The sequence below is a fragment of the Gilliamella sp. Pra-s60 genome (assembly GCF_009795755.1).
GTDB lineage: Bacteria > Pseudomonadota > Gammaproteobacteria > Enterobacterales > Orbaceae > Gilliamella.
Map to the genome: position 1 here is coordinate 69,632 of NZ_WTFA01000003.1, position 23,682 is coordinate 93,313.

Sequence of the window (23,682 nt, forward strand, 5' to 3'; positions counted from 1 at the left end):
GCAGGGGGACTTTTTTTTTAAAAATAATATAGGAATCATAACATGAATAACAATAAAGATAAAAAAATCACATGGTTAGTAAGATTTTCTTACGGAAGTGGTAATTTAATCGGGAGTGGAGCCCTTGCTATTAGTGGGGCTTGGTTACTCTATTTTTATACTACATTTTGCGGATTAACAGTTGTTCAAGCAGCATTAATTTTCTCAATTGCAACTTATTTAGATGTAATTTTGAACCCATTAATGGGTTTTATTACCGACAATTTTTATCAAACTAAAATAGGTCAACGATTTGGTAGACGTCGATTTTTCATACTAATGGGTATTCCATTAATGACCATTTATCCAATGTTATGGATTAATGGAATGGGCTTTTGGTATTACCTTATTACATATATCTTGTTTGAAATTATTTATACCAGCATTATGATCCCATTTAATACCTTACCTGTTGAAATGACATCTAACTTTTCTCAACGTACTTATTTAACTGGTTCAAAAGCAATGTTTGGTAAAGTAGCTAATTTCTTAGGCGCTGCAATACCGGGAATTTTCTTTTATTTTTATAGTAAAGAGTCAGCAACCCCGTTTTTATTAACGGGTATTACTTATGCGGCGATTATGATGACAGCATTAATCTTGCTCTATTGTAACAGTTGGGAAAAACCAAAAGAAGAAGTTAAAGATGAATATGTACATAGCTTTTTTGAAGCAATCAAAAAACTTTTTATCGATATTTTTTCAACCTTCCGTATAAAAACGTTTAGAACTCATTTAGGAATGTACTTATTTGGTTTTGGTGCTGAATGGTTATTTACTGCTGTATTCACTTATTTCATTGTATTTAGCTTAGGTGAACCGCGATCATTTGTTGCTTCAATGAATTCATTAAGTAGTATTTGCCAGTTACTTTCAACCGCTTTCTTCATGATGTATTGTGCGAAAAAAGGCTTTAAAAAACCGTTTATTATTGCGCTACTGATTGTTGTTTCATCAATGATTGGTTATGTAGGGATCTACTATTTTAATCTTCCTCATGCAACTTGGATTGTTATTGGTATTACTATTTGGTTTGGTTTAGGAACGGGTGGTGTTTATTATATTCCATGGAGTGTTTATGTTTTCCTTGCTGATGTTGACGAAGTAGTAACCAACCGACGTCGTGAAGGTGTTTATGCGGGGGCAATGACAATGGCTGGAAAATTAGTTCGGGCATCTATTGTGTTTATACTTGGTATTGTATTAAGCGCATATGGTTTTGAATCAAAATCACATGTACAGCCACAAAGTGCTATTCATGCTATTAATGGCATTATTATTTATGGTGTTATTGGTATGGCATTGATTGGTTGCTTCTTTGCATGGCGAATGAAGCTAGATCATGCAACTCATTCTGTCATTATTAACGAAGTGGCACGTATTCGAGAAGGTGGAAAAATGGAAGACGTAACCCCTGAAACCAAAAAAGTCGTTGAAGACCTATCAGGTATTGCTTATGAAAAATGCTTTGGCAATAACAATATTGGTTTTAAACAAAAAGCATAACGACAAAATAGAATTTATTAAATAAATTATCAGGATTAATTATTATAAATTCTTTTAGTTATTAGTTGATTAGTGAACGGTAAAGAAAACCATTAAATTACCGTTCATAAAATAAAAAGGAAAAATAATGACAACTGTATCAGTAATAGATTTTGGCGCTATTGGTGATGGGAAATCAATCAATACCATTGCTTTTGAAAAAGCAATACAACACATTAAAAAATCAGGTGGGGGACAACTCATAGTTCCTGCTGGTATTTATTATACAGGAGCAATTCAACTTTGTAGCAATTTAACTTTTGTTATTGAACAAGGTGCAACTTTGCTGTTTTCTGATAATTTCGATGATTATCCAATTGTCAATTCGCGTTGGGAAGGGGTAAAGCAAGACGTATATATGCCTTGTATATATGGAAAAAACATTGAAAATGTAATTATCACAGGTGGTGGTAAAATTGATGGAAATGGTCAAAAATGGTGGCATATTTTTCGTAATGATCGTAGCAACCTCAAATATCCAAGACCTTATTTAATTGGATTTGATTTTTGCGAACGCATAACGATTGAAAAACTGTTTTTAACTCAATCACCAAGCTGGACAGTACATCCAATGGAATCAAATAACGTGGTTGTAGATAATGTATCGATTTTAAATCCAGCGGACTCACCAAATACAGATGGTGTAAACCCTGAATCTTGCCGTAATGTTAGAATATCAAATTGCTATATTGATGTGGGTGATGACTGTATCGCAATTAAAGCAGGCACAGAAGAAACCGCCGAAAAAAGCCCATGTGAAAACATTTTAATTACTAATTGTAATATGATTCATGGTCATGGCGCTGTAGTATTAGGTAGTGAAATGAGTGGTTGTATTCGACATGTAACTATTACGAACTGCGTGTTCCAAAAAACCGATCGAGGTGTAAGATTTAAAACTCGCCGTGGTCGAGGCGGTACAATTTCGGATATCACTTTTAGTAATATTGTTATGGACGAAGTGCTATCAGCATTTGTCATGAACTACTATTATTACTGTGGACCTAAAGGTAATGATCCTATTGTTTGGAATAAAGATGCATTACAAGTTAATGAATCAACACCAGCATGTAACAATATCAGTTTTTCTAATATTATTGCAAAAAATGTCCGAGCTTACGCGGGATTCTTATATGGCATTCCTGAATCACCAATATCTAATATCTCGTTTGATAATATTCGCATATCAATGCAAATTGATGCCCAAGCCGGCGAAGTCGACATGTTCAAAGATGTCAAACCTGAAGCAGGAAAAGGATTTTTTATCGAAAATGCAGATAGTATTTTATTTAATAATGTAATTATTGATAATATTGTCAGTGATCCACTGGATATCAAAAACAGTACTAACGTTTATGTTAATCAATCGTTTGTAAAAAAAGAGGGTAAATTAATAAGTCTTACCGCTTAAAATCATTGCAAAAAAATAACCGCTTTATAGCGGTTATTTTTTTGATAGAATCATTAAATCAATATTGATAAAACCAATATCAAAGTCAAACTACCGATTGGCGTTCTTCATGATACGCGCTTTATCAACTTGCCATTGGCGTTCTTTAATATCGGAACGTTTATCGTACTCTTTTTTACCTTTGGCTACCCCAATTTTCACTTTCGCCCATGCATTCTTCCAATATAAAGAAAGGGCAACAACGGTATAACCTTGGCGATTGATTTGGCCAAATAATGAATTAAGTTCACGCTCATTTAGCAATAACTTACGGTTGCGCATAGGTTCGCAAATAACATGGGTTGAAGCAACATTCAACGGAGTAATGGTCGCCCCAAATAACCATGCTTCGCCATCTTTTAGCAGAACATAGCTATCGCTAATATTGACTTTACCTGCGCGCAGTGATTTGACTTCCCAGCCTTGCAGGGATAATCCCGCCTCGATTTCTTCTTCAATGAAGTACTCATGGCGTGCACGTTTATTTAATGCAATGGTTGCCGAACCTGGCTTATGTGATTTTTTCTTAGTCATAATGTGCGTTATTATAGAGTTACGTGATATTATATGCTACTAATTTTAGCTTTTTATTTTATTACTATGGCACATATTTTTCACGAAGTTATTGAACCTTATACCATTGAGCAAATGTTTGCTTTAGTCAACGATATTGAAAAATATCCAGAATTTATTCCAGATTGTATCGCAACGGGTATTATTAGAAAACAAAATAATACCATTGCCGCATTTATTGAGGTTGAAAAGTTCGGTTTTAAAAAATCGTTCACCACATTAAATCAAATTAACGAACCTAACTCAATTGATATGACGCTATTAGAAGGTCCATTTAAAAAATTATCAGGTCGATGGCAATTTGTTGAAATCGCGCCCCAAAAAAGTAAAATCAGCTTTAATTTAGATTTTGAGTTCAAAAATAAATTATTGGATATGACTTTTACTCCCGTCTTTAAAGAGATCATGAACGGTATGGTTAATGCGTTTTCAAAACGAGCAAGGCAGATTTATTAAAATGATAAATATTCAAGTGGTTTATGCGTTACCGAATAACGCAACAGTCATTGATTGCAATGTCGATGAGCAAACGAATGTCTTGCAAGCAATTACAAAATCCAATATCTTATCATTATGTCAGATTAAATTGGATGAACATCTAATTGGCATTTATGGAAAGCGTTGTGAACCGACTCAACGGGTAAAAGCGGGGGATCGCATTGAAATATATCGGCCATTAATCAACGACCCCAAAGAAATAAGACGAAGAAAAGCGACACAAAAAAATAATCGATAAAGGCAAAGGAAACTAAATGCATAATCTACTAATTGAAAAAATTGAAACTTTATGCAAAAAGCGTGGCATTAAACTGACAACGCAACGCCGAACCGTTTTAGACATTATGTTAACGGCTAATAAAGCGATGAGTGCGTATGATCTTTTAGATCTACTCAAAGCCAGTGAGCCACAAGCCAAACCACCGACAATTTATCGTGCGCTTGAGTTTTTGCTTGAGCAAGGCTTTATCCACAAAGTGGAATCTTCTAATAGCTATATCATCTGTCCACATTTTCAAGATCCTGAACATATTTCCATTTTATTTATTTGTGATAAATGCCAACAAATTATTGAAAAACATTCTGAACAAATCGAAGAACAGCTAAAACAACTCGCACACCACAATCAATACTTAATAAAGCACAGTGTGCTTGAAATACATGGACTTTGTCAGCAGTGTCAACCTTAATTATTGCGCTTTGGCTCATTAACCTTACCTGCGACACGATCGGGCAAATAGCGTTTAAGTATGCGGCGATCACCTCTAAAAACAAACAAGGCTTACATTATTGGCAAAGATTATTTGCCAATATTTGGCTTTGGATTGGTTTTGGCTCTTACTTTCTTGGCTTTATATTTTGGCTAGCATTTTTAAGCGAAGTGTCTTTATCGGCAGGCATCTTATTAGGATCATTTAACATCATTACAGTTATGCTAGCAGGGCGCATCCTATTTAAAGAGCACCTTACCTTATTTCGTATTGTAGGGATACTTTTTATTACAACTGGCGTAGTATTAGTGGGGCTAACTTAATGAAAAAGTTTTACATTATCGGTTTTATCTTACTACTATTTTTTGATACTTTTGGGCAAACTAGCTTTAAATTAACTGCACTATCGGCCCTACCGTTTGAAATCAGTTTTGATTGGCTAGTGCGCATATTTTCTTATGGTTGGGCTTACTTAGTCATGTTGGGCTATACAGGGGCGTTTATCACATGGATGGTATTATTAAAAAAAGCTCCAGTTGGTCCTGCATTTGCGGCATCTCATTTACAGGTAGTTACTGTTATGCTGGTATCGGTAATTGTTTTTGAAGAACAAATCACCATAGCTCGGCTATTAGGGGCATTATGTATTATTATTGGCATTGTCTTTCTTGCTTTGGCTGAACAAAGATTACAGCATAAATCTTAGTTTCTCGCTTTTAACTTTTTGTATTGAAACTTATGTTTAATTGCAAAAAATAAGCAATATTATTTTATGTATAAAAAAGGGAGGAGGAACGTTGAGTTGACTAAGCTAATGACCCTACTTAATAAATCACTATAGCAACTGCCAAATTAACTATCAGACATCCCTTATCTATTTTTGCTTTGTTAGATAAATTAGATACAAAAATAGATAAGCGAATTCAGTTTTATTTAGTTTCGTTCTCGTTCAAGTACCACTAAATAAGCTTCTCTTTTCCAAAATAAAAATAAGCGACGCATATCTTTTTCCATCGTGACAACTCGCCAACCCTGTTCTGCATTCTTATTTAACGCTTCTGTAAATTTAACTTCATTAACATTAGCATTACCCAAAAGCAATGAAGACAAAGCACCTTCTTGAAAAACAATAACCTTATATTCTTTCATAATAATTAGTTCCTTAATTTTTTATTAACATCATTCTCAATGGTAAGCACCATCAAAAATAGGCGGCATTATATACTTTTTAGCCTCTTATTCTCAACTTCTTAATAAATTTTTAAAAAATAGATGTTTTAATCCATTTTTTACGCCGTTTATTGTTAACTAATTTAAAAATAGTTTTTGAGCAATTGACAAAGCACATAGATATTATCATTTAATAACATCACCCCAAAAAAACGGTCAGGAAAGGTATTGATTTTATTGAAGTTTTTTTTGAGGTGTTTTTTACCAAAATCGCGATTAAAAACCGCTACCTAAAACAGCGACTAAAAACGACCGTCCAAAAAACCGTAAAAACCGCCACTCCCCAAAAATCCAAAGCAACGCACTCAACCTTCTAACAAATCTTTACAATAAATTAACAAAAAAAGTGGCAGATTATTCGCCATCAAGCTATAATTTTAAGGCTTATTCAAGCAGGGAATCGCTCAAAAACAAAGCGAACGGATAGAAAAATCGAGAAAAAACAATAAATTACTTGACAGGGAAATAAAAATGCATTACCATGGTTGGCATCTGGCATCTGGCATCTGGCCTGCCAAACCTATGCCCTAAATCTTATTGATTCGCACAGTGGTCAAAATAGAGCGCCACAGTTATTTTCATCACCGAAGTCATTTCGCGTAGCGAAATCGACGCCGTCATCGGCCATATTTTCGGCAAAATTATCGCCGATATCCAAGTGGTTATTAAAACCGCCATTGCTATTCAAACCGTCATTATTGTCTAAATCGGCACTGTTTTTTGCGCCATTGTTGTTATTGTCATATACGCAGGATACAGAGGCGTTAACGGCTTATACATCAAGGGCTATCGAGGGGAGTGCGCCGTATTTAACGTTTGATAATGGGCAGACTAAATTAACGAATACAGACCGTTTATTGTCAATAAAGTTGCAGGATGGAACGGTATACACAAGGTCAACCAATCCATCAACACCAAGCAATCCAATCAGGTTGCCATATGTGGGGAGTAATTTAAGTCATATAGAGACGATAGTACCGCCATCAAGGAGTTCAATCACGATGAATGATTTGGTCAGTCAGGGTTATTGGGGTGATGATGATGGAGACGGACAGGGAGTAGGTGGAGTAACGGCATCGGGGAGTATATCGGTGGCGTTTAGGGATAAAAACGGTACTACGGTTAATCGTACTGATGCATTAAGTCTATGTAGTGCACCTTATAAGGTAACTTTAACAAGTACAGGTGGCACATTAAGCACGCAGTATGGGGTCCCAAGGAGTAGTAGTTTCAGTGGTGCTACGGTGGATTATTATATCAACCCATATGAGTATACTGGTATTTGTTCGGTCAGGCCGAATTTGTACATGGGCGGCACTGGTGTTAATGTTACCTATCCATCGGGCGATTTAGATTTAGACCGCCCCTACTTTGCAGGTCCTGCTAACATATGGTCTCCCGCTAAGGGCTTTCTAACTCAATCAACAAGCCCATCATCTTACGATCGAAACTTCCCAACTACGGGTGGAAATGGTTTGTATTTTGATTTGGATGTAGGGGGGTTAGATGTAGCTCAGTTAACTTGGTCTCCGGTCACTCATGGTGGAATAACGGCTACGGTGACAAATGTTACACCTAATGATAGATGGATTCCTAGTGTTGATAGAGGGAAACGGGTAGCACGGGTAACGTTGCATGGTCCTAGGGCAAGTGGTAGTCAAATAAGCTCAGGTAATCCTAGTCCACTTACACGTCCATCTTTGCCACAGACCTTCGAGTTGGTCGGAAGGGATAGAAGTGGTAATGAGGTTCGTTATGGCTTTGTGTTGAGGCAGTGGTTCGTCAGTCGTGGTTATGAATATAAACCTTATAGAGACCAATTAGCGTGGTGTAATAGTTTGGGTTATCGTATGCCACGGGTAAGGGATTTAACCAATGCGGTTTGTTCTGGGCAGTGGAGTGGAAGTTATTGTCAAGGAGCAGTAGGCGCTACGCCGTCGTCTAGTGATAATGCTTACAAGCGTCACATAGGGGCAGGATTTTTCACGGAGTGGGGCTACATGAGCCACTACGCTGCTGCGGGCTTCGTCAGCCACTACTCCTGGACGAGCGACGCAACGGGTAGCGACCAGTTCACTGTCTCCTCGTACAACGGCAACGTCTACAGCGTCCGAGCCAGCAGCAGCTATTACGCTGTTTGTACCGCACCTTAGCTTTTAGCGTTTAGTTCTTAATCCTTAGGGCGCGGGGGGCGATTATGGTGCCTGAGGGGATAATATAAAAAAGAATCAAGCCCCTGCGTAAGTTGGGGCTTTGAGCAGGCAAAGCCTGCGGACTCAGCGGTTTCATGACAGAAGGTCAAAAAACCGCAGTCCGACCGAAGGCGCCGAAGGCGTGGTTGGCGGCCCTCAGGGGCAATAATTGGAGCAAATAATAAGGTGTCATACAATGAAAATTGAGGAAAAACTGGCATTAAGTGAAACCCCGATTAGTCTTTTGAAGGAAGGTCTTTTTTTAAAGGCCTATAACCAATCATTTTATGTGCTGAATCAGCTATTGGGGTTTAACCTAAAACCGTTAATCGATCACGTAAAAAAGCTCGACCGAGTGATTATACATGGAGGATTTCCAGTAAGTGTCATCAATAAACGGGTTCCTAACGCAGTACTGACTGTTTATGGATATAAGTTACTTGGCGACTACGATTTAAGTGGCTATCAAGCTTGGTATCAACAGCAGTGCCACTTATACCAAAAAAGAAAAGCCCAACAAAACCAACCACAGCAAACCACCACTCATACAAACGAAGTGACTGCACCGCAGTCATCGATTTTCACAGACTCCGAGCCAATAGCCGAAACCGCACTGAGCAACATAAACAAAACATTAACATTACAACATTTGCTGTTTTTATCATCATGGCAACCTAACAAATATCCCCCGATTGTGGATAGTGCATTTATTCAAGAGTTAAAAAACTATTTCAGCCAATAGCAGCGCACACGGTGCCCGATGGGGCTATTGTTTTGGGTGTGTTTTTGCTAAAAACACATCAAGAAAAAACTTCAATAAAATCAATACCTTTCCTGACCGATTTTTTATTAAAATAATGTCTTTTTTTGTTGGTGCATAGAATGGATTAGGTGCGGTGGTTTCGGACGTTTTGACTTTTTGCGAATAAAATAGCCACAGTGACCACGTCCGAGCAAAGGGAATTAAAGCGAATTCCCTTTGCAATCCCACGCTTTGGCTACAGAATGTGGCCTTCGGCTACCCGACGCCGACGCTCGGTCTTAACGCACCGTTTGTGGAAGCGCTCCAAGCGCGCCACAAACTCGCCAAACATCCCTGTTTGGCGTGCTAACCTCGCTCTGTTGTCGGCACATTCTGACGCCGTAACAAGACAACAACATAATCTTGAGTGGCTTTTATGAGTCACTTTTTTATAAAAAAAACGCAAAAACTCCAAAAAAACGGTCAGAAAAGGTATTGATTTTATTGATGTTTTTGTTTAACTCTTTTCAAACAAAATCAACCACTTGCATAACTAGCGTTAAACACCAACAACTAATAAACCACAAAACCAATAAAAGCACACTCAGGATAACAGCATTTAACGGCAAAAAAATCGGTCAGGAAAGGTACTGATTTTATTAAAGTTTTTATAAGGCATTTTTATCAAACAAAAACAACCTCAAAAAACAGTTAGGGTTATGTTGTTGTCTTGTTACGGCGTCAGAATGTGCCGACAACAGAGCGAGGTTAGCACGCCAAACAGGACGTTTGGCGAGGCTATGCTTCGCCGGGAGCGAATCATAGCCGGTGCGTTAAGACCGAGCGACGGCGGAGGGTAGCCGAAGGCCACATTATGCAGCCAAAGCGTGGGTTGTCAGGGAATTCGCTTTAATTCCCTGACTCGGACGTGGTCACGATAGCTATTTTTATCACCAAAGTTCAAACGTCCGAAACCACCGCACCCAATTTATTATATTCACCAAAACAAAAAACTGATTTTCTACTAAAAAATCAGTCAGAAAAGATATTGATTTTATTAAAGTTTTTGTTTTTTCAAAAAAACAAAATAACCCTCTATATCTGCTTATCTAAATTTTTTAGCATCTCAATAATCGGCCTATTGGCATCAGGAAATTCATCAGCATTTAGCTCTTCTTGATCAACCCAACGGCTTGGTTGCCCTTCTTTCGCAAATGGCACACCATCCCACTCTTCAACCAAATAGGCATGAATGGTGATATCTCGGTCTTCATAACTGTGTTCAAAAACTTTTAAAAACTGGGCTTGATGAATATGGATGTCAACTTCTTCGGCGATTTCTCGTTGTAAGGTTTGATATGGGGTTTCGTGGGCTTCTATTTTCCCTCCGGGGAATTCCCAAAAACCAGCAAGATGAGAATCTTCACCGCGTTGGGTAATAAAAATTTGACAATTTTGTGAACGAATAATACCTACAGCAATTTCAGTATGTTTTTTCATAATCCTGTCTGTTTATCTATAAATTTAGGGAAAGAGAGCATTTTTCCTTTTTATTAAATCACCGACTTTCATCGGTGATTTAAACATCAATTTATTTGATAATACTAAATTTTTGTCTTAATTAACAGCGCCATGACAATGTTTATATTTTTTACCTGAACCGCAAGGACATGGATCGTTGCGTCCTACTTTGGCTTGTGCTCGCACCATGGGTTGTGGCGCTCCAGTTGGCTGCGCTTCACTTTCACCACTCATGCCTGCTAGTGATTCATGGTTAGCTTGCTGTTTAGCCATTAATTTTTCCATTTCGGCAAGGCGTTGGCGTTCTGCTTCGTCGACTTCTTCTTGTGAGCGAATTTGTACACGGCTTAAAATACCAATAACATCATATTTTAACGATTCTAACATGCTAGCAAACATATTAAATGATTCTCGTTTATATTCTTGTTTTGGATCTTTTTGTGCGTAACCGCGTAAGTGGATACCTTGGCGTAAGTAATCCATCGAGGCTAAATGCTCTTTCCATAGTGTATCAAGGGTTTGTAGCATGACGCTTTTTTCAAAATGTCTAAATGCTTCAGCGCCTGCGGTGTTTTCTTTTTCTAGGTATCGGTCTTGCGCCATTTGTAAAATACGTTCACGCAGGGTTTCTTCATGCAGATTTTGCTCTTCATCTAACCATTTTGCTATAGGTAAATCTAAGTCAAAGTCTGTTTTTAGTGCCGATTCTAGCCCCGGAATATCCCACATTTCTTCAATCGATTGTGGTGGAATGTATTGGTCGATTAAGGCGTTAAATACATCACCTCGGATCGAGTCTATGGTCTCTTTTATGTCGCTGTTATCAAGTAATCCGTTTCGCTCTTGGTAGATTACTTTACGTTGATCGTTGGCAACATCGTCATATTCTAGAAGTTGTTTACGAATATCAAAGTTACGACTTTCAACTTTCTTTTGTGCGTTGGCAATGGCTTTGGTTACCCATGGGTGTTCAATGGCTTCGCCTTCTTTCATGCCTAGTTTGCGCATCATGCCGCCAATGCGGTCTGATGCAAAGATTCGCATTAATGGATCTTCAAGCGATAGGTAAAAACGTGAAGCCCCAGGGTCACCTTGACGGCCAGCACGACCACGCAATTGGTTGTCGATACGACGTGATTCATGACGCTCAGTACCTAAAATATATAACCCACCTAGTGCAATCACTTCTTCATGTCTTGCTTGCCAAGCTTGTTTGGCTTTTTCAATGTCTTCTGGCGTTGGGTTTTCTAGTTTTGCTATTTCGTTTTGCCAGTTTCCGCCTAGCATAATGTCGGTACCACGCCCAGCCATATTGGTGGCAATGGTGACTGCGCCTTTGCTGCCGGCATTAGCAATAATTTCAGCTTCTTGAGCGTGAAATTTAGCATTTAAAACATTGTGTTTAATGCCTGCTTTTTTGAACGCTTGCGATACGAGCTCTGATTTTTCGATCGAGGCGGTACCAACAAGGACAGGTTGTCCGCGTTTTACACATTCCTGTACATCAGCCACAATTGCATTGATTTTTTCTTTTTCGGTCATGTAGACAAGATCGGATTGATCTTTTCGTTGCATTGGGCGATTGGTTGGGATAACGATGGTATCTAAACCATAAATTTGGTTAAACTCAAATGCTTCAGTATCTGCTGTACCTGTCATTCCAGCTAGTTTTTCGTATAAGCGGAAATAGTTTTGGAAGGTGATTGAAGCCAGTGTTTGGTTTTCGTTTTGGATTTTAACGTGCTCTTTGGCTTCAACCGCTTGGTGTAAGCCATCAGACCAACGACGACCATCCATGGTCCGGCCAGTATGTTCGTCAACAATGATAATTTCATTGTCTTTAACAATATAATCAACGTCTCGGTGGAATAGGTGATGGGCGCGTAGGGCGGCATTGACATGATGCATTAATACGATGTTGCTTGGTGCATAAAGTGATTCTTCACCTTTCATGATGCCTTGTTTTATGAGCAATTCTTCAACTTTAATTAATCCACGCTCTGTTAAGTTAACTTGACGAGATTTTTCGTCAATCGAAAAGTCGCCATCGCCTTGAAATTGTTCAGAATCTTCTTTTTCTTGTCGAACTAGGTGTGGAATTATTTTGTCGACACTAATGTATTTGTCTGAGCTGTCTTCAGCTTGTCCTGAAATGATCAGTGGTGTTCTGGCTTCGTCAATAAGAATTGAGTCAACCTCATCGACTAAAGCGTAATGTAGTGGGCGCTGTACGCGTGATTCTTTGTTAAATACCATGTTATCACGTAGGTAATCAAAGCCATATTCGTTGTTGGTACCATAGGTGATATCAGCATTGTAGGCATCACGTTTTTCGTGTGGCGGCATGTTTGGTAGGTTGATGCCAACGGTTAACCCTAAAAATTCGAATAACGGGCGGTTATTTTCAGCATCGCGTTGTGCTAAATAGTCATTAACGGTAATGACATGTACCCCTTTGCCTGTTAAAGCATTTAAATAAGCTGGTAATGTTGCTGTTAAGGTTTTACCTTCACCAGTACGCATTTCAGCAATGCAACGTTCGTTCAATACCATACCGCCGATTAGCTGTACATCAAAATGACGCATACCAAATACACGTTTACTTGCTTCACGTACTACGGCAAAGGCTTCTTCTAAAATATCGTCTAATTGAGTTCCTTCTGCAATCTTTTGTTGGAATTCTGTGGTTTTGGCTCTAAGCTCAGCATCTGATAATGCTTCCATTGCAGGTTCAAGGGCGTTGATTCTTTCTACTCGCTTACGCATGTTTTTTAATACGCGCTCATTGCGGCTACCAAATACTTTTGTTAATAACTTTAATAACATAACTTTTCTCTTGTTTTTTAATACGGATTTTAAGGCATTCGCCTTGTATAAAAATTAGTTTTATTTGAGTGTAAATTCTAACAGGTCGTTTTTGGCCCAGCGCGTATGCCGTTGTAAGGAGATAGTCGGATTGCTTTGCTAGGGGAAAGATCATCATAATTAGGCGTTATTAAAAATGCTGTAATATGCTGTTTTTGGGTATGTGCTAGCGTTTGTGACTGTTTTGGGGCTGTTTCTTGGTGATCTTGTACAATTGATGTAATTGTCATGATTCCACTTTGAGAAACATCCGATTCTGACGGCAGCGCTTCGTTTTGACATAAACCAAATCCAGCAGCAATCACACCTAATAATAAGTGCGATAAAGCGGTTTTGATAATCAACCGTTTGCTGAGTTTTTGCCAATAATTAATGACGATCATAATCCGCGCATTTTAGCATTTTTTAGCAAAATAAAAAACCTTTATTACAAGGGGAATAATTTAATAAAAGGAATTTTAATAAGTGGATAGGCTTATTAAAACTCGCTCTTTTTAGGTAATAGTGAGCGAGTTTTTGTTCATTTATCTTCCCTTAATCCAATCATATTAAGCGTTGAATTAAGGAAAGAAAGTAGGGGGGAATATTATTCCACCATTAATTGCCCCATCATGCCGAGTGTTTCATGTTCAATAATGTGACAGTGATACATGCGAAGCCCAGGAAGGTTTTGCTGTATTTTGATGGTGAGTTTTTCGTGTGGTCGTAAATTAATGGTATCTTTTAAGGCAATATAGTCTGGCTGAGTTTTTTTACCATTTAATTCGTGTGTTTGTACAATAAACTGTGCGCCATGGATGTGGAAGTTGTGATCCATATGGGAGTTATTGAATATTGTCCATTCTTCAATATCGTGAATTTTGCTTTTTAGATCAATTCGCGACATATCATGACGTTTACCATTAATTAAAAACAACATACCACCATGTGGCTGTTTCATGTCCATTACTTCGGTGTATTCCAGTAATTTATGGGCGACAGCCGGCCCCATGTTAGGTAGTTGGTTTAATGTGTTTGGTAAGGTGATCGGATCGGATTTAGTCAGTACTAACTCGCCCAGTATTATATCTTGTTCTGGTGGTACATTGCCCATTTTATTGCGATCGTATCCGATTGATTGCAGATAGACAGTACCAGTTTGTTTTGGCATGATGACTAATTCAGCACGTTCAGCGGGTGTTAATAATAAGGGTTTGGTCAGTAGATAAGGTTTTGCTAATAGTCCGCCATCAGTGCCCACTAAGTAGACATCGCAATTAGGGATAGAAAGATTAAGATATCGACCTGAACACGCATTCCATACTCGGATACGTGTGGCTGAATCTATTTTGATTTTTGGTCGGTAACTGCCGTTGATCAATACAAATTGGCCTTCACGTCCATTCATCCAATCGACCATTGAGTTATCAGCAATTTGACCTTTGTCGGTTAATTTTAGATCCGAAAAGAACCAATTTTGTTCAGGGATTGATGTTAGTGGATCGTGTTTGCTGCGAACAATAAATGTGCCGGCTAAACCGCGATAAACTTGTTCGGCTACTGTATTGTGCCCGTGAGGATGGTACCAATAAGTGCCTGCAGTACCTTTAGGAATGGTAAATTCATAAGTTCGACTGCCTCCTGCTGGAATTTCGTTTTGTGGGTTGCCGTCTTGATCGGATGGAATGAGCAAACCATGCCAATGAACTGTCGTTGGTTGAGTTAGTTCATTTTTTACAGTGATTTTGACATGATCTTCTTCAAATACTTCGATTTTAGGACCGGGTGTCATTCCATTATAGGTCCAAAATTCCGTGATTAAATTCGGAGTTAAGGCTATTTTTGTTGGTTTTAGATGTAATGTTGCTTCAAAAAATCCTTTTTGGTTGCTGTCATTTTTTAAGTTGGTCAAGGTTGGTAAATCCATTCCTTGTGGTAGTGCTGAAGTCGGTAGGAGTTTTTGTGGCATTTGATTGTTATTCATGCTCATGTGTTGGTGCGTACCATCCCCGTTTTGACATTCATCAGAATTAATATCGCACACCATGTTATGCATGTTGTTGTGATCTATTTTGGCTATAGCTTTAGTTGCGACCAGTCCACCGATAGCCGCGGTAATATTCATCAAAAAATTTCGACGTTTCATAATATTCCTCGAAAATAGTTAAGTTTAACAATAACCTAATGATTATGTTGATAAAACAAATATCAACATCATTTCGGTGATTGTGTGTTGTGTTACTTACTGCTTTTATTTACATAAACCAATTAAACAGTTTGCGGTGGTCTTAACTCTGGAACAAATTCGTTATATTGTGGAATAGGCTTTATAGGCAGATATCGTTCACTGCCAGACGAGATATAAAGTTTTAGAGGGAAATTAGAATCTAAAATACTGCATGTTGAACATTGATAAAATAAAGCACAAGCCGATATAACTGGTTTTTTTTGCAAAATCAAATCTTGTTGGTGAGAAAGGGATGTGTGTTTGGTCGTTACTACAGACGAGGAACAAGCAGTATGACAAGTTAAAGGCGATGATAATGATAAATTAGATAAGTGCCATGAAGAGTAAATAAACCAAAATAGTATTGACGCCAATACAACTATTAAGCAAATTGATTTATTTTTAAGGTTTATGGGCACTTGAGCTCTCACTATTTTCGTAAAATAAATAACTGTTCTACTTAAAGTTTGAACATCACTTTAATGTCACTAGTTTAATTTAATTGTGTCGGTTTGTCGATTTATCTATCAATATTAAGATTAAGCAATGCTAAAATTTTAAGTTTATGTGGCAAAAAAATAAGATAATTATAAAGTGTTCTGGTATGATATTTATCAATAATAATTGACAAATAATATTGATATGAAGATTCTTTTTGGTGTTCAAGGAACAGGAAATGGCCATGTCAGTCGTTGTAGAACTTTAGCTAAAGCACTGAAAAAGGCCGGAGCTGATGTTGATTATATTTTTAGTGGTCGTGACCCTAAAGACTATTTTGATATGCAAGATTTTGGCGATTATAAGACTTATCGCGGTGTCACTTTTGCTACACTTAATGGTAAAATTAATTTTCGCAAGACTGCACAAAGGATCCGTGCATTTCGGCTTATTAAAGATGTACGAGAGCTGAATTTGTCAGCATACGATTGTATTATTAGTGATTTTGAACCCGTTAGCGCTTGGGCTGCCCATCATCAGCATCGTGAATGTTTGGGTATAAGCAATCAAGCTGTGTGTCAATATCTGAAACCTAAAGAATATGGATTAGTCGCTAATGTTATTATGAAATATTATGCGCCTGTTACTAAGCCAATTGGTCTACACTGGTTTCATTTTGGGCATAAGTTGTTACCACCAATGATCGATTCATTCCAAGCAATACCAACAGAAGATGGCAATATTGTGGTTTATTTGCCATTTGAGAGCTTAGATAAAATCATTGCGATGTTAAAACAATTCCAAACTCATCAATTTATCTGTTTTCATCCTGATATAAAGTTAGAATCACAACAAGGCAATATTCATTTTCAGCCCCTTGGTCGTGATAATTTTACCAAAGCGTTAGTGAGTTGTTCTGGTATTATTTCAAATACAGGTTTTGCATTGATTTCTGAAGCATTAACGCTTGGTAAAAAGATTCTTACTAAACCAGTTTCGGGGCAATTTGAGCAAATTTATAATGCACAATGTTTGCAATCTCTTGATATGGCCACTGTGATGGAAAATTTGAACTGTATCAAACTTAAATATTGGTTAGAGTCGCCGTCCCCAAAACCGATAATCTATCCCGATGTAGCAACTGAGCTCGCTAATTGGATTGTTGCCGGTCAAAAAGAATCATTGCTTTCTTTAAGTGAGCGACTTTGGAGCCAAACTATCTTTCCTGACAATGTTAATCAGAAAATAAAATCTTTAGGATATGTGTAAAGGAACGAATATGATATTAAGTATTATTGTAGCCATGGCTGATAACCGTGTAATTGGCTTAGATAATCAAATGCCTTGGCATTTACCCGCAGATTTGGCATGGTTTAAAAAAAATACGCTTAATAAACCTGTTATTATGGGGCGAAAGACATTTGAGTCTATTGGACGTCCGTTACCTGCTCGGCACAATATTATTATTTCAAGGCAAGCTTCGCCAGAAGCTAATTTAGTTCCAAACGTGAGTTGGGTACAATCGATAGATGCAGCCATATTGTTGGCACAAACACAGCATGTTGATGAGGCGTTTATTATTGGTGGTGGGAATATTTATCATCAGGCATTACCTTTAGTCGATCGGCTTTATTTGACTCATATCGATGCTAAATTGCAGGGCGATACTTATTTTCCTGATTATTTGCCTGAACAGTGGCAAGTTATTCATCAAGAAAGTCATCAACCCGATGATAAAAATCGTTATTTATGTCGATTTGAAATTTTAGAAAGAAAGCCTAAAGGTTAAGTATTGTAATTAAATCGCCACTAATTTTATAAAAGTGGCGATTTTTTATTAGCCTTGAAAACGTTTTGCTTCAACAACATCTGGCAGTTGTTTGATTTTATTGAGTACTCGATTTAACGAGTCTTGGTCAAATATTTCCATATCAACATCGATTGTTGCTAGTTGTTGTTTCGTATCTGAGCGACTAATTAGTCCTAGAACATTTACCTTTTCATTAGCTAAAATTGTCGTGATATCTCGTAATAAACCACTTCGATCGTTTGCAATAATTTGCACTACCATGGTGTAGCTTGAAAGGGTATTATCACTCCAAACGGCATGGGTAATACGCTCAGGAGCATGATTTTTAAGCTCTTGTAACTGTTCACAATCAGCGCGATGAATTGAGATCCCTCGTCCTTGGGTAACAAATCCAGCGATGGGATCACCAGGAATAGGGCGACAGCAGTTTGCAATGGTGTACATTAAATTGCCCACACCCTCAATAATAATTTCACTTCCTTTTTTATTATTAGTTTTATTGGTGTTTTTAGTTTGTGTGTTTGATTTTTGAGCAATTTGTTTTAATACTGCTTCGTCAGCTTCTTCTGCTGTGGGTTTATTAAATTGTGCATTGATGAAGTTAATTAATTGATTAATTCTTACATCACCACTACCAATACCCGCAAGTACTTCGTCAAACGAATGCGCGTTATATTTGTTGATTAAGATCTTTTCAACACTTTTTATACTAATATTTAATGGTTCAAGCTCATGCTCTAAAATTTGTTGACCGGCGGCGATATTTTTATGTCGATCTTGTTTTTTAAACCAAGTTTGAATTTTAGCTCTGGCTCGGCTACTGTTTACAAATCCTGTGTTAGGATTTAACCAATCACGGCTTGGGTTGGGCTGTTTTTGGGTAATAACTTCGATTTGATCACCCATTTTTAAACGGTAGGTAAATGGTACAATTCGTCCACTTACTTTCGCACCAATACAACGGTGTCCAACATCGCTGTGGATATGGTAAGCAAAATCAAGCGGTGTTGAACCGGCTGGTAAGTCAACTACATCACCTTTAGGCGTAAATACATAGACTCGGTCATCAAAAATTTGACTACGGACAGCTTCTTGGATTTCGCCACTTTCTGACATTTCTTGTTGCCATGTTAATAATTTACGCAGCCAAGAGATTCGCTGATCATAGGCGGTCATTTTGTCAGTACTGCCTTCTTTATACTTCCAATGAGCGGCAACGCCTAGTTCAGCATCATTGTGCATTTGTTCAGTACGGATTTGAATTTCGATTGTTTTATCTTGCGGACCATAAACAACCGTATGGATCGATTGATAACCATTCGGTTTAGGGTTAGCAACATAATCATCAAATTCTTTAGCGATATGTTTATAATGACTGTGCACAATACCTAATGCATTATAACAATCTTCAATACTATCGCTGATAATACGCACTGCTCGAATATCATAGAGTTCTTCGAACTTAAGGTGTTTACGTTCCATTTTTCGCCATATACTGTAAATATGTTTAGGGCGACCATAAACTTCGGCACGAACGTGATCTTGATTCATTAGATTCTGTAAATGGCGAACAAATTGGTTGATATATAGTTCACGATCTAATCGCTTTTCTTGTAATTTTTTAGCAATAAAGTGATATTCATTAGGGTGTAAATAGCGGAAGCAAAAATCCTCTAGCTCCCATTTTAATTGCCCTATACCTAAGCGATTGGCTAAAGGTGCATAGATGTTAAAACACTCTTTAGCTGCTAGCACCTGTTCTTCTTGCGGTGCATTGATTAAATTGCGCAAATAGGTAATACGTTCAGCCAATTTTATAATAACACTGCGGAAGTCATTTGCCATTGCCAATAACATGCGGCGAATACTATCAATTTGTTCAGTGGTTGCACTGCCATTACGAATTGCGCGGAGTTGACGGATTTCTTTCATTCTGACAATGCTAGAAATGATATGAGAAATTTCACGGTCGAAATCTTCAGGAATATCTTCTCGGCGAATTATTTTACTATCAACAAAAGGAAGTAATAAAGCCGCACATAAGCTATTGATGTCCATATTAAGTGTCGTTAATATCTCAACCATTTCTATTGAATTTTGGAAACAATAGACTTGCTCTGCTTCACCTGCGCTACTTTCAAAACAGAAGTCCCAGACTTCTCTAAATTTTGTATAAGATGCGGGGTTAGTTAGTAATAATTCTTGTTTTGCCCATCGTTCAACATCAAACTGGGTAAGTGGATAATGTTCTTCGCTATGTTGGTGTGCGCCTCTAATCGATACCATAATTTATGTTCCTGATTTCGTTAACAACAACATTGATTCAATGTGCTTAGTTTGTGGAAACATATCTAAAATTGCAACTTGCTCTATTTGGTATCCTGCTTGGATAAGCTGTTTGCTATCTCGGGCAATAGTTGCAGGATTACACGATATATAAACAATTTTTGTCGGGGCCAATTTTGCAATTTCTATTGTTGCATTAAGCGCTCCTGCTCTTGCAGGATCTAATAATACCTTATTAAATTGTGATTGACACCATATTGAAAATTGTTGGTTATCATCTAAGTTGCTAGTTAAAAAATTGGTTTCAGCACAAATTTTTGTATTATTTAATAGAATATTTAATTTCGCTTTTGCAACCAGTGCATCAACGCCTTCAACCCCCGTTACAGTTTTACATAATGTTGCCATCGGTAATGAAAAATTACCCATACCACAAAAAAGATCTAAAACTTGATCTGTTGACTTTAACGTTAGCCACTCAAGCGCTTGATTAATCATTTTTTGATTTATTTTACAATTTACTTGAATAAAATCGAGAGGACTAAACGTTAATTTTAGATTATTAATTAAATAAAAATGTTCAGTATTACCTGTAATATGCACTAAATCTTTGCCATGAAAATAAAGTGAAATATTGTTATCTTCAGCGAATTGTTTTAATAAATTGCTATCATGATCGGTTAATGGCATGGTGTGTCTTAAGACGATAATTATGCCACTATCGACCGAAATTAATTCAATATGACCAAGCGCTTTTTTCTGTTTGATACGGTTTAGTACGTTTTGTAAGGGGGCTAGCAAGGAATCTAACTCAACAACTAATACAGGACAATGCTTAATATTGGTTATTTGGTTTGATTCAGCTTGACGGAACCCAATCACCAATTCGCCTTTTACAATATTGATCGAAAGTCTCGCCCGTCGACGATAGTGGTAAGGCTGATCGGCAATAATGAGGGGGGTATTTTGAGTAATATGGGTTAATGGTTGTCCTGTTTCTTTTTGTAACAGTTTGATTAATGCATCATACTTTGCTTGTTGTTGCAAAAGGGGCGAAATATGTTGCAATTCACAACCACCACATTTTTGATAATATTCACATTGTGGTTTAACACGGTCTTTACTTAAATTATGATATTTAATAACTTTGGCTTTAGCATAATTTTTTTTATTTTCAGTTACATCAATATCAACGGTTTCATTAGGTAAGGCTGATTTAACAAAAATTGTTTTACCGTTATGATTGGCAACACCCTGTCCAAAGGTATCTAAGGATGAGACTGTTACTGTCAATTTTTGTGGTTTGAGCTTCTTTTTCTGTGGAGTATAAAAATTAACCATATACGTTTTAAATTTATGTTAAGCTAAGCGCTTTAATAGTTCTGTTTGTACATGCAAAGGAACTAAGTTTGAAATGTCACCACCATGGTAAGCAACATCCTTAACTATTGTTGATGAAATAAATCCCATTGCGATTGATGGCATTAAAAATATCGTATCTAAATCTGATTTTAACGCGCGATTCATTTCAGCCAGTTGTCGTTCATATTCAAAGTCATTTGTGGTGCGTACGCCACGAACGATAACCGTGGCATTGTGTGCCAACGCAAAATTGGCCATTAAATTGTTAAAACCAATAACTTCAACGTTAAGTAAATGTTCAACAGCAGTTGAAGCTAAGTTAACTCGTTTTTCTAATGTAAAAAGTGTATTTTTATTAGGATTTTCAGCAACGGCAATAATCAAGCGAGGAAAGAGTAACGAAGCACGAGCAATAAGATCGATATGCCCATTCGTGATGGGATCGAACGTGCCAGGAAATATTGCGGTTAAAGCTTTACTTTTCATGAGTGATGTTATCCATTAGGTTTGATTTTTATATGATACCTAATTTTATAAATGAATGTTAGTTCAACCTTATAAATTCCGCATTGTTTTGTTTTTAAACGCCTACTTTTTAAAGATTTTTATGAAAAAATTGATTATATAAAAACAGTTACATAAAAAATTAGTCAGGAAAGGTATTGATTTTATTGAACTTTTTTGTTTGGTGTTTTTTTGATGATTTTAACCGCTAGTAATTTATTCAATAGGGTTAAATTAAGTTTTGGTAATGTTTTATTATGATTAGGTAAAAAACAGATAACTCGACTAGTTCTTTTTGTATTTTGTATCTAAAATAGCTAGCCTTATTGACCTTGCCAAGGTTGTTTAGCTTGGTGTGGTAAGGCTAACCCCCCTTGGCTAGTTAGTGTGTTACAGCGCCGATGAGGATGATAAGCAAGGTCAAAATTCGCCATTTTACTTTTTTGATCTTGCTAAATTTATTGATTTATATCATTTAATCAGGATAACCTTGAGGGTTATTTGATTGCCAATTCCATGAGTCTTTTACCATATCATCTAGTGTTAGTTTGGTTTTCCAACCCAATTTTTGTTCAGCTTTTTTTGCATCAGCCCAAAAAGCGGGTAAATCCCCTGCACGTCTTGGCGCAAAGTGCCAATTGAGTGGTTTTCCTGATGCTTTTTCAAAAGCGGTGATAACTTGTAATACACTGTAACCAACACCTGAACCTAAATTGTAAATATGTACGCCATGTTGGTTATGATCGGCTTTGAGTGCGGCAATATGTCCATCAGCCAAATCAACAACATGGATAAAATCACGAACACAAGTTCCATCTGTTGTTGGATAGTCATTACCAAAAACGGCTAATGATTCACGTTTGCCAACAGCAACTTGTGTGATATATGGCATAAGATTATTGGGAATACCAAGTGGATCTTCGCCCATTAAACCACTAGGATGAGCCCCAACGGGATTAAAATAACGAAGTAAAGTTAATGACCAATCAGGTTCAGCAATCGCTAAATCCATAATGCATTGTTCAACCATTAACTTACTTTTACCATATGGGCTAGTTGGTAAACCTTGCGGTAATGTTTCAACATAAGGAACTGGCGCAAGCTCACCGTAAACTGTTGCTGATGAGCTAAATACTAACTGTTTAACGCCTGCATTGCGCATTGCTTTCATTAGTACAATACTGCCGTAAACATTATTTTCATAATATTCAAGGGGTTTATGTACTGATTCTCCGACGGCTTTAAGTCCTGCAAAGTGAATAACTGCGCTAATGCTATGTTCAGCAAAGATCTTTGCCAATAATTGCGCATCACAAACATCACCTTGGTAGAATTCAACTTTTTTTCCTGTAATTTTTTGTATTCTATCTAATACTGATGCTTTGCTATTAAATAAATTATCAATCACAATTGGTGTATAACCTGATTGAATTAATTGGACACAGGTGTGACTACCTATATATCCACAGCCTCCCGTTACTAATATTTTCATAATAAACCTTCGTTTTTTAATAATAGTTGTAATAATGTGATTGTCCGTTAATCTGTAGCATTTTTACTATCGTTATGTATCCATAGGTATGGTTTATGCCATGATAATGATTAAAAAAATCAAAAACCTATTTTAATATACATTAAGCCTGCCAATATGGACATAAATATAAAACCCAATTTATTGCTTCGATTTATTTTCAACTACTGCTTTAATTTC

21 protein-coding genes are annotated in these 23,682 nt (G+C 37.2%); 11 read left to right on the forward strand and 10 right to left on the reverse strand.

What is annotated here, in order from left to right; translation table 11 throughout:
* Positions 1-42 precede the first annotated feature (42 nt).
* The gene (locus tag GQ596_RS03360) at positions 43-1,545 is read left to right on the forward strand and encodes an MFS transporter (protein WP_160400275.1); all 1,503 of its coding nucleotides are present in this window, start codon (positions 43-45) and stop codon (positions 1,543-1,545) included.
* A 127-nt stretch (positions 1,546-1,672) separates the two neighbouring features.
* Positions 1,673-2,995: a glycoside hydrolase family 28 protein gene (locus GQ596_RS03365; protein WP_160400276.1), complete on the forward strand. Its 1,323-nt coding sequence runs from the start codon at positions 1,673-1,675 to the stop codon at positions 2,993-2,995.
* 90 nt (positions 2,996-3,085) lie between these two features.
* Here the strand turns inward: GQ596_RS03365 and smpB are convergent, their stop codons facing one another.
* Positions 3,086-3,568: an SsrA-binding protein SmpB gene (gene smpB / locus GQ596_RS03370; RefSeq protein ID WP_160400277.1), complete on the reverse strand. Its 483-nt coding sequence runs from the start codon at positions 3,566-3,568 to the stop codon at positions 3,086-3,088.
* Positions 3,569-3,601: 33 nt separating this feature from the next.
* On the opposite strand from smpB, the gene GQ596_RS03375 reads away from it, so the two are divergent.
* The 5 genes from GQ596_RS03375 to GQ596_RS03395 are packed head-to-tail and all read left to right on the forward strand — an operon-like array spanning position 3,602 to position 5,521.
* Positions 3,602-4,063: a type II toxin-antitoxin system RatA family toxin gene (locus GQ596_RS03375; RefSeq protein WP_160400278.1), complete on the forward strand. Its 462-nt coding sequence runs from the start codon at positions 3,602-3,604 to the stop codon at positions 4,061-4,063.
* 1 nt (position 4,064) lies between these two features.
* Positions 4,065-4,343 carry an RnfH family protein gene (locus tag GQ596_RS03380; protein ID WP_160400279.1) on the forward strand — a complete coding sequence of 93 codons (279 nt, stop codon included), beginning with the start codon at positions 4,065-4,067 and terminating at the stop codon, positions 4,341-4,343.
* Between the two features lie 16 nt (positions 4,344-4,359).
* Complete coding sequence (gene zur / locus GQ596_RS03385) at positions 4,360-4,794, forward strand: zinc uptake transcriptional repressor Zur (protein ID WP_160400280.1); 435 nt, start codon at positions 4,360-4,362, stop codon at positions 4,792-4,794.
* Positions 4,782-5,138, forward strand: a complete 357-nt coding sequence (locus tag GQ596_RS03390) for an EamA family transporter (protein ID WP_160400281.1) — start codon at positions 4,782-4,784, stop codon at positions 5,136-5,138. Before zur ends, GQ596_RS03390 begins: the two co-directional genes overlap by 13 nt.
* A complete protein-coding gene (locus GQ596_RS03395; RefSeq protein ID WP_160400282.1) occupies positions 5,138-5,521 on the forward strand; it encodes a multidrug efflux SMR transporter in 384 nt (127 codons plus the stop codon). Before GQ596_RS03390 ends, GQ596_RS03395 begins: the two co-directional genes overlap by 1 nt.
* A 227-nt stretch (positions 5,522-5,748) precedes the next feature.
* Here the strand turns inward: GQ596_RS03395 and GQ596_RS03400 are convergent, their stop codons facing one another.
* Positions 5,749-5,964, reverse strand: coding sequence for a DUF4177 domain-containing protein (locus GQ596_RS03400; RefSeq protein ID WP_160400283.1), 216 nt, complete (start codon positions 5,962-5,964; stop codon positions 5,749-5,751).
* A 566-nt stretch (positions 5,965-6,530) separates the two neighbouring features.
* On the opposite strand from GQ596_RS03400, the gene GQ596_RS03405 reads away from it, so the two are divergent.
* Both GQ596_RS03405 and GQ596_RS03410 read left to right on the forward strand, forming a co-directional pair.
* On the forward strand, positions 6,531-8,198 hold the full coding sequence (locus GQ596_RS03405) for a hypothetical protein (protein WP_160400284.1): 1,668 nt from the start codon (positions 6,531-6,533) through the stop codon (positions 8,196-8,198).
* 235 nt (positions 8,199-8,433) lie between these two features.
* Entirely contained in the window at positions 8,434-8,979 is a 546-nt protein-coding gene (locus tag GQ596_RS03410; RefSeq protein ID WP_160400285.1) for a hypothetical protein, read from the forward strand.
* Positions 8,980-10,074: 1,095 nt separating this feature from the next.
* Here GQ596_RS03410 and mutT read toward each other — a convergent pair.
* The 4 genes from mutT to GQ596_RS03430 form a co-directional block, all read right to left on the reverse strand.
* Entirely contained in the window at positions 10,075-10,479 is a 405-nt protein-coding gene (mutT, locus tag GQ596_RS03415) for an 8-oxo-dGTP diphosphatase MutT (protein WP_065635591.1), read from the reverse strand.
* A gap of 117 nt (positions 10,480-10,596) precedes the next feature.
* Positions 10,597-13,326: a preprotein translocase subunit SecA gene (gene secA / locus GQ596_RS03420; protein WP_160400286.1), complete on the reverse strand. Its 2,730-nt coding sequence runs from the start codon at positions 13,324-13,326 to the stop codon at positions 10,597-10,599.
* A gap of 77 nt (positions 13,327-13,403) precedes the next feature.
* The gene (locus tag GQ596_RS03425) at positions 13,404-13,748 is read right to left on the reverse strand and encodes a hypothetical protein (protein WP_160400287.1); all 345 of its coding nucleotides are present in this window, start codon (positions 13,746-13,748) and stop codon (positions 13,404-13,406) included.
* A gap of 203 nt (positions 13,749-13,951) precedes the next feature.
* The gene (locus tag GQ596_RS03430; protein WP_160400288.1) at positions 13,952-15,490 is read right to left on the reverse strand and encodes a multicopper oxidase family protein; all 1,539 of its coding nucleotides are present in this window, start codon (positions 15,488-15,490) and stop codon (positions 13,952-13,954) included.
* Between the two features lie 705 nt (positions 15,491-16,195).
* Here GQ596_RS03430 and GQ596_RS03435 point away from each other — a divergent pair.
* Together GQ596_RS03435 and folA are read left to right on the forward strand one after the other, a co-directional pair.
* The gene (locus GQ596_RS03435) at positions 16,196-17,278 is read left to right on the forward strand and encodes an MJ1255/VC2487 family glycosyltransferase (protein ID WP_202113733.1); all 1,083 of its coding nucleotides are present in this window, start codon (positions 16,196-16,198) and stop codon (positions 17,276-17,278) included.
* A 10-nt stretch (positions 17,279-17,288) separates the two neighbouring features.
* Positions 17,289-17,798 (forward strand): type 3 dihydrofolate reductase, encoded by a 510-nt coding sequence (gene folA / locus GQ596_RS03440; RefSeq protein ID WP_160400289.1) that lies wholly within the window; start codon positions 17,289-17,291, stop codon positions 17,796-17,798.
* Between the two features lie 48 nt (positions 17,799-17,846).
* Here folA and relA read toward each other — a convergent pair whose 3' ends face one another.
* From relA to galE, 4 genes are all read right to left on the reverse strand, one after another.
* Entirely contained in the window at positions 17,847-20,105 is a 2,259-nt protein-coding gene (gene relA, locus GQ596_RS03445; RefSeq protein WP_160400290.1) for a GTP diphosphokinase, read from the reverse strand.
* A 3-nt stretch (positions 20,106-20,108) separates the two neighbouring features.
* The gene (rlmD, locus tag GQ596_RS03450) at positions 20,109-21,446 is read right to left on the reverse strand and encodes a 23S rRNA (uracil(1939)-C(5))-methyltransferase RlmD (protein WP_160400291.1); all 1,338 of its coding nucleotides are present in this window, start codon (positions 21,444-21,446) and stop codon (positions 20,109-20,111) included.
* Between the two features lie 18 nt (positions 21,447-21,464).
* Positions 21,465-21,953 (reverse strand): pantetheine-phosphate adenylyltransferase, encoded by a 489-nt coding sequence (gene coaD, locus GQ596_RS03455; protein WP_160400292.1) that lies wholly within the window; start codon positions 21,951-21,953, stop codon positions 21,465-21,467.
* A 493-nt stretch (positions 21,954-22,446) separates the two neighbouring features.
* A complete protein-coding gene (galE, locus tag GQ596_RS03460) occupies positions 22,447-23,463 on the reverse strand; it encodes a UDP-glucose 4-epimerase GalE (protein ID WP_160400293.1) in 1,017 nt (338 codons plus the stop codon).
* Positions 23,464-23,682 lie beyond the last annotated feature (219 nt).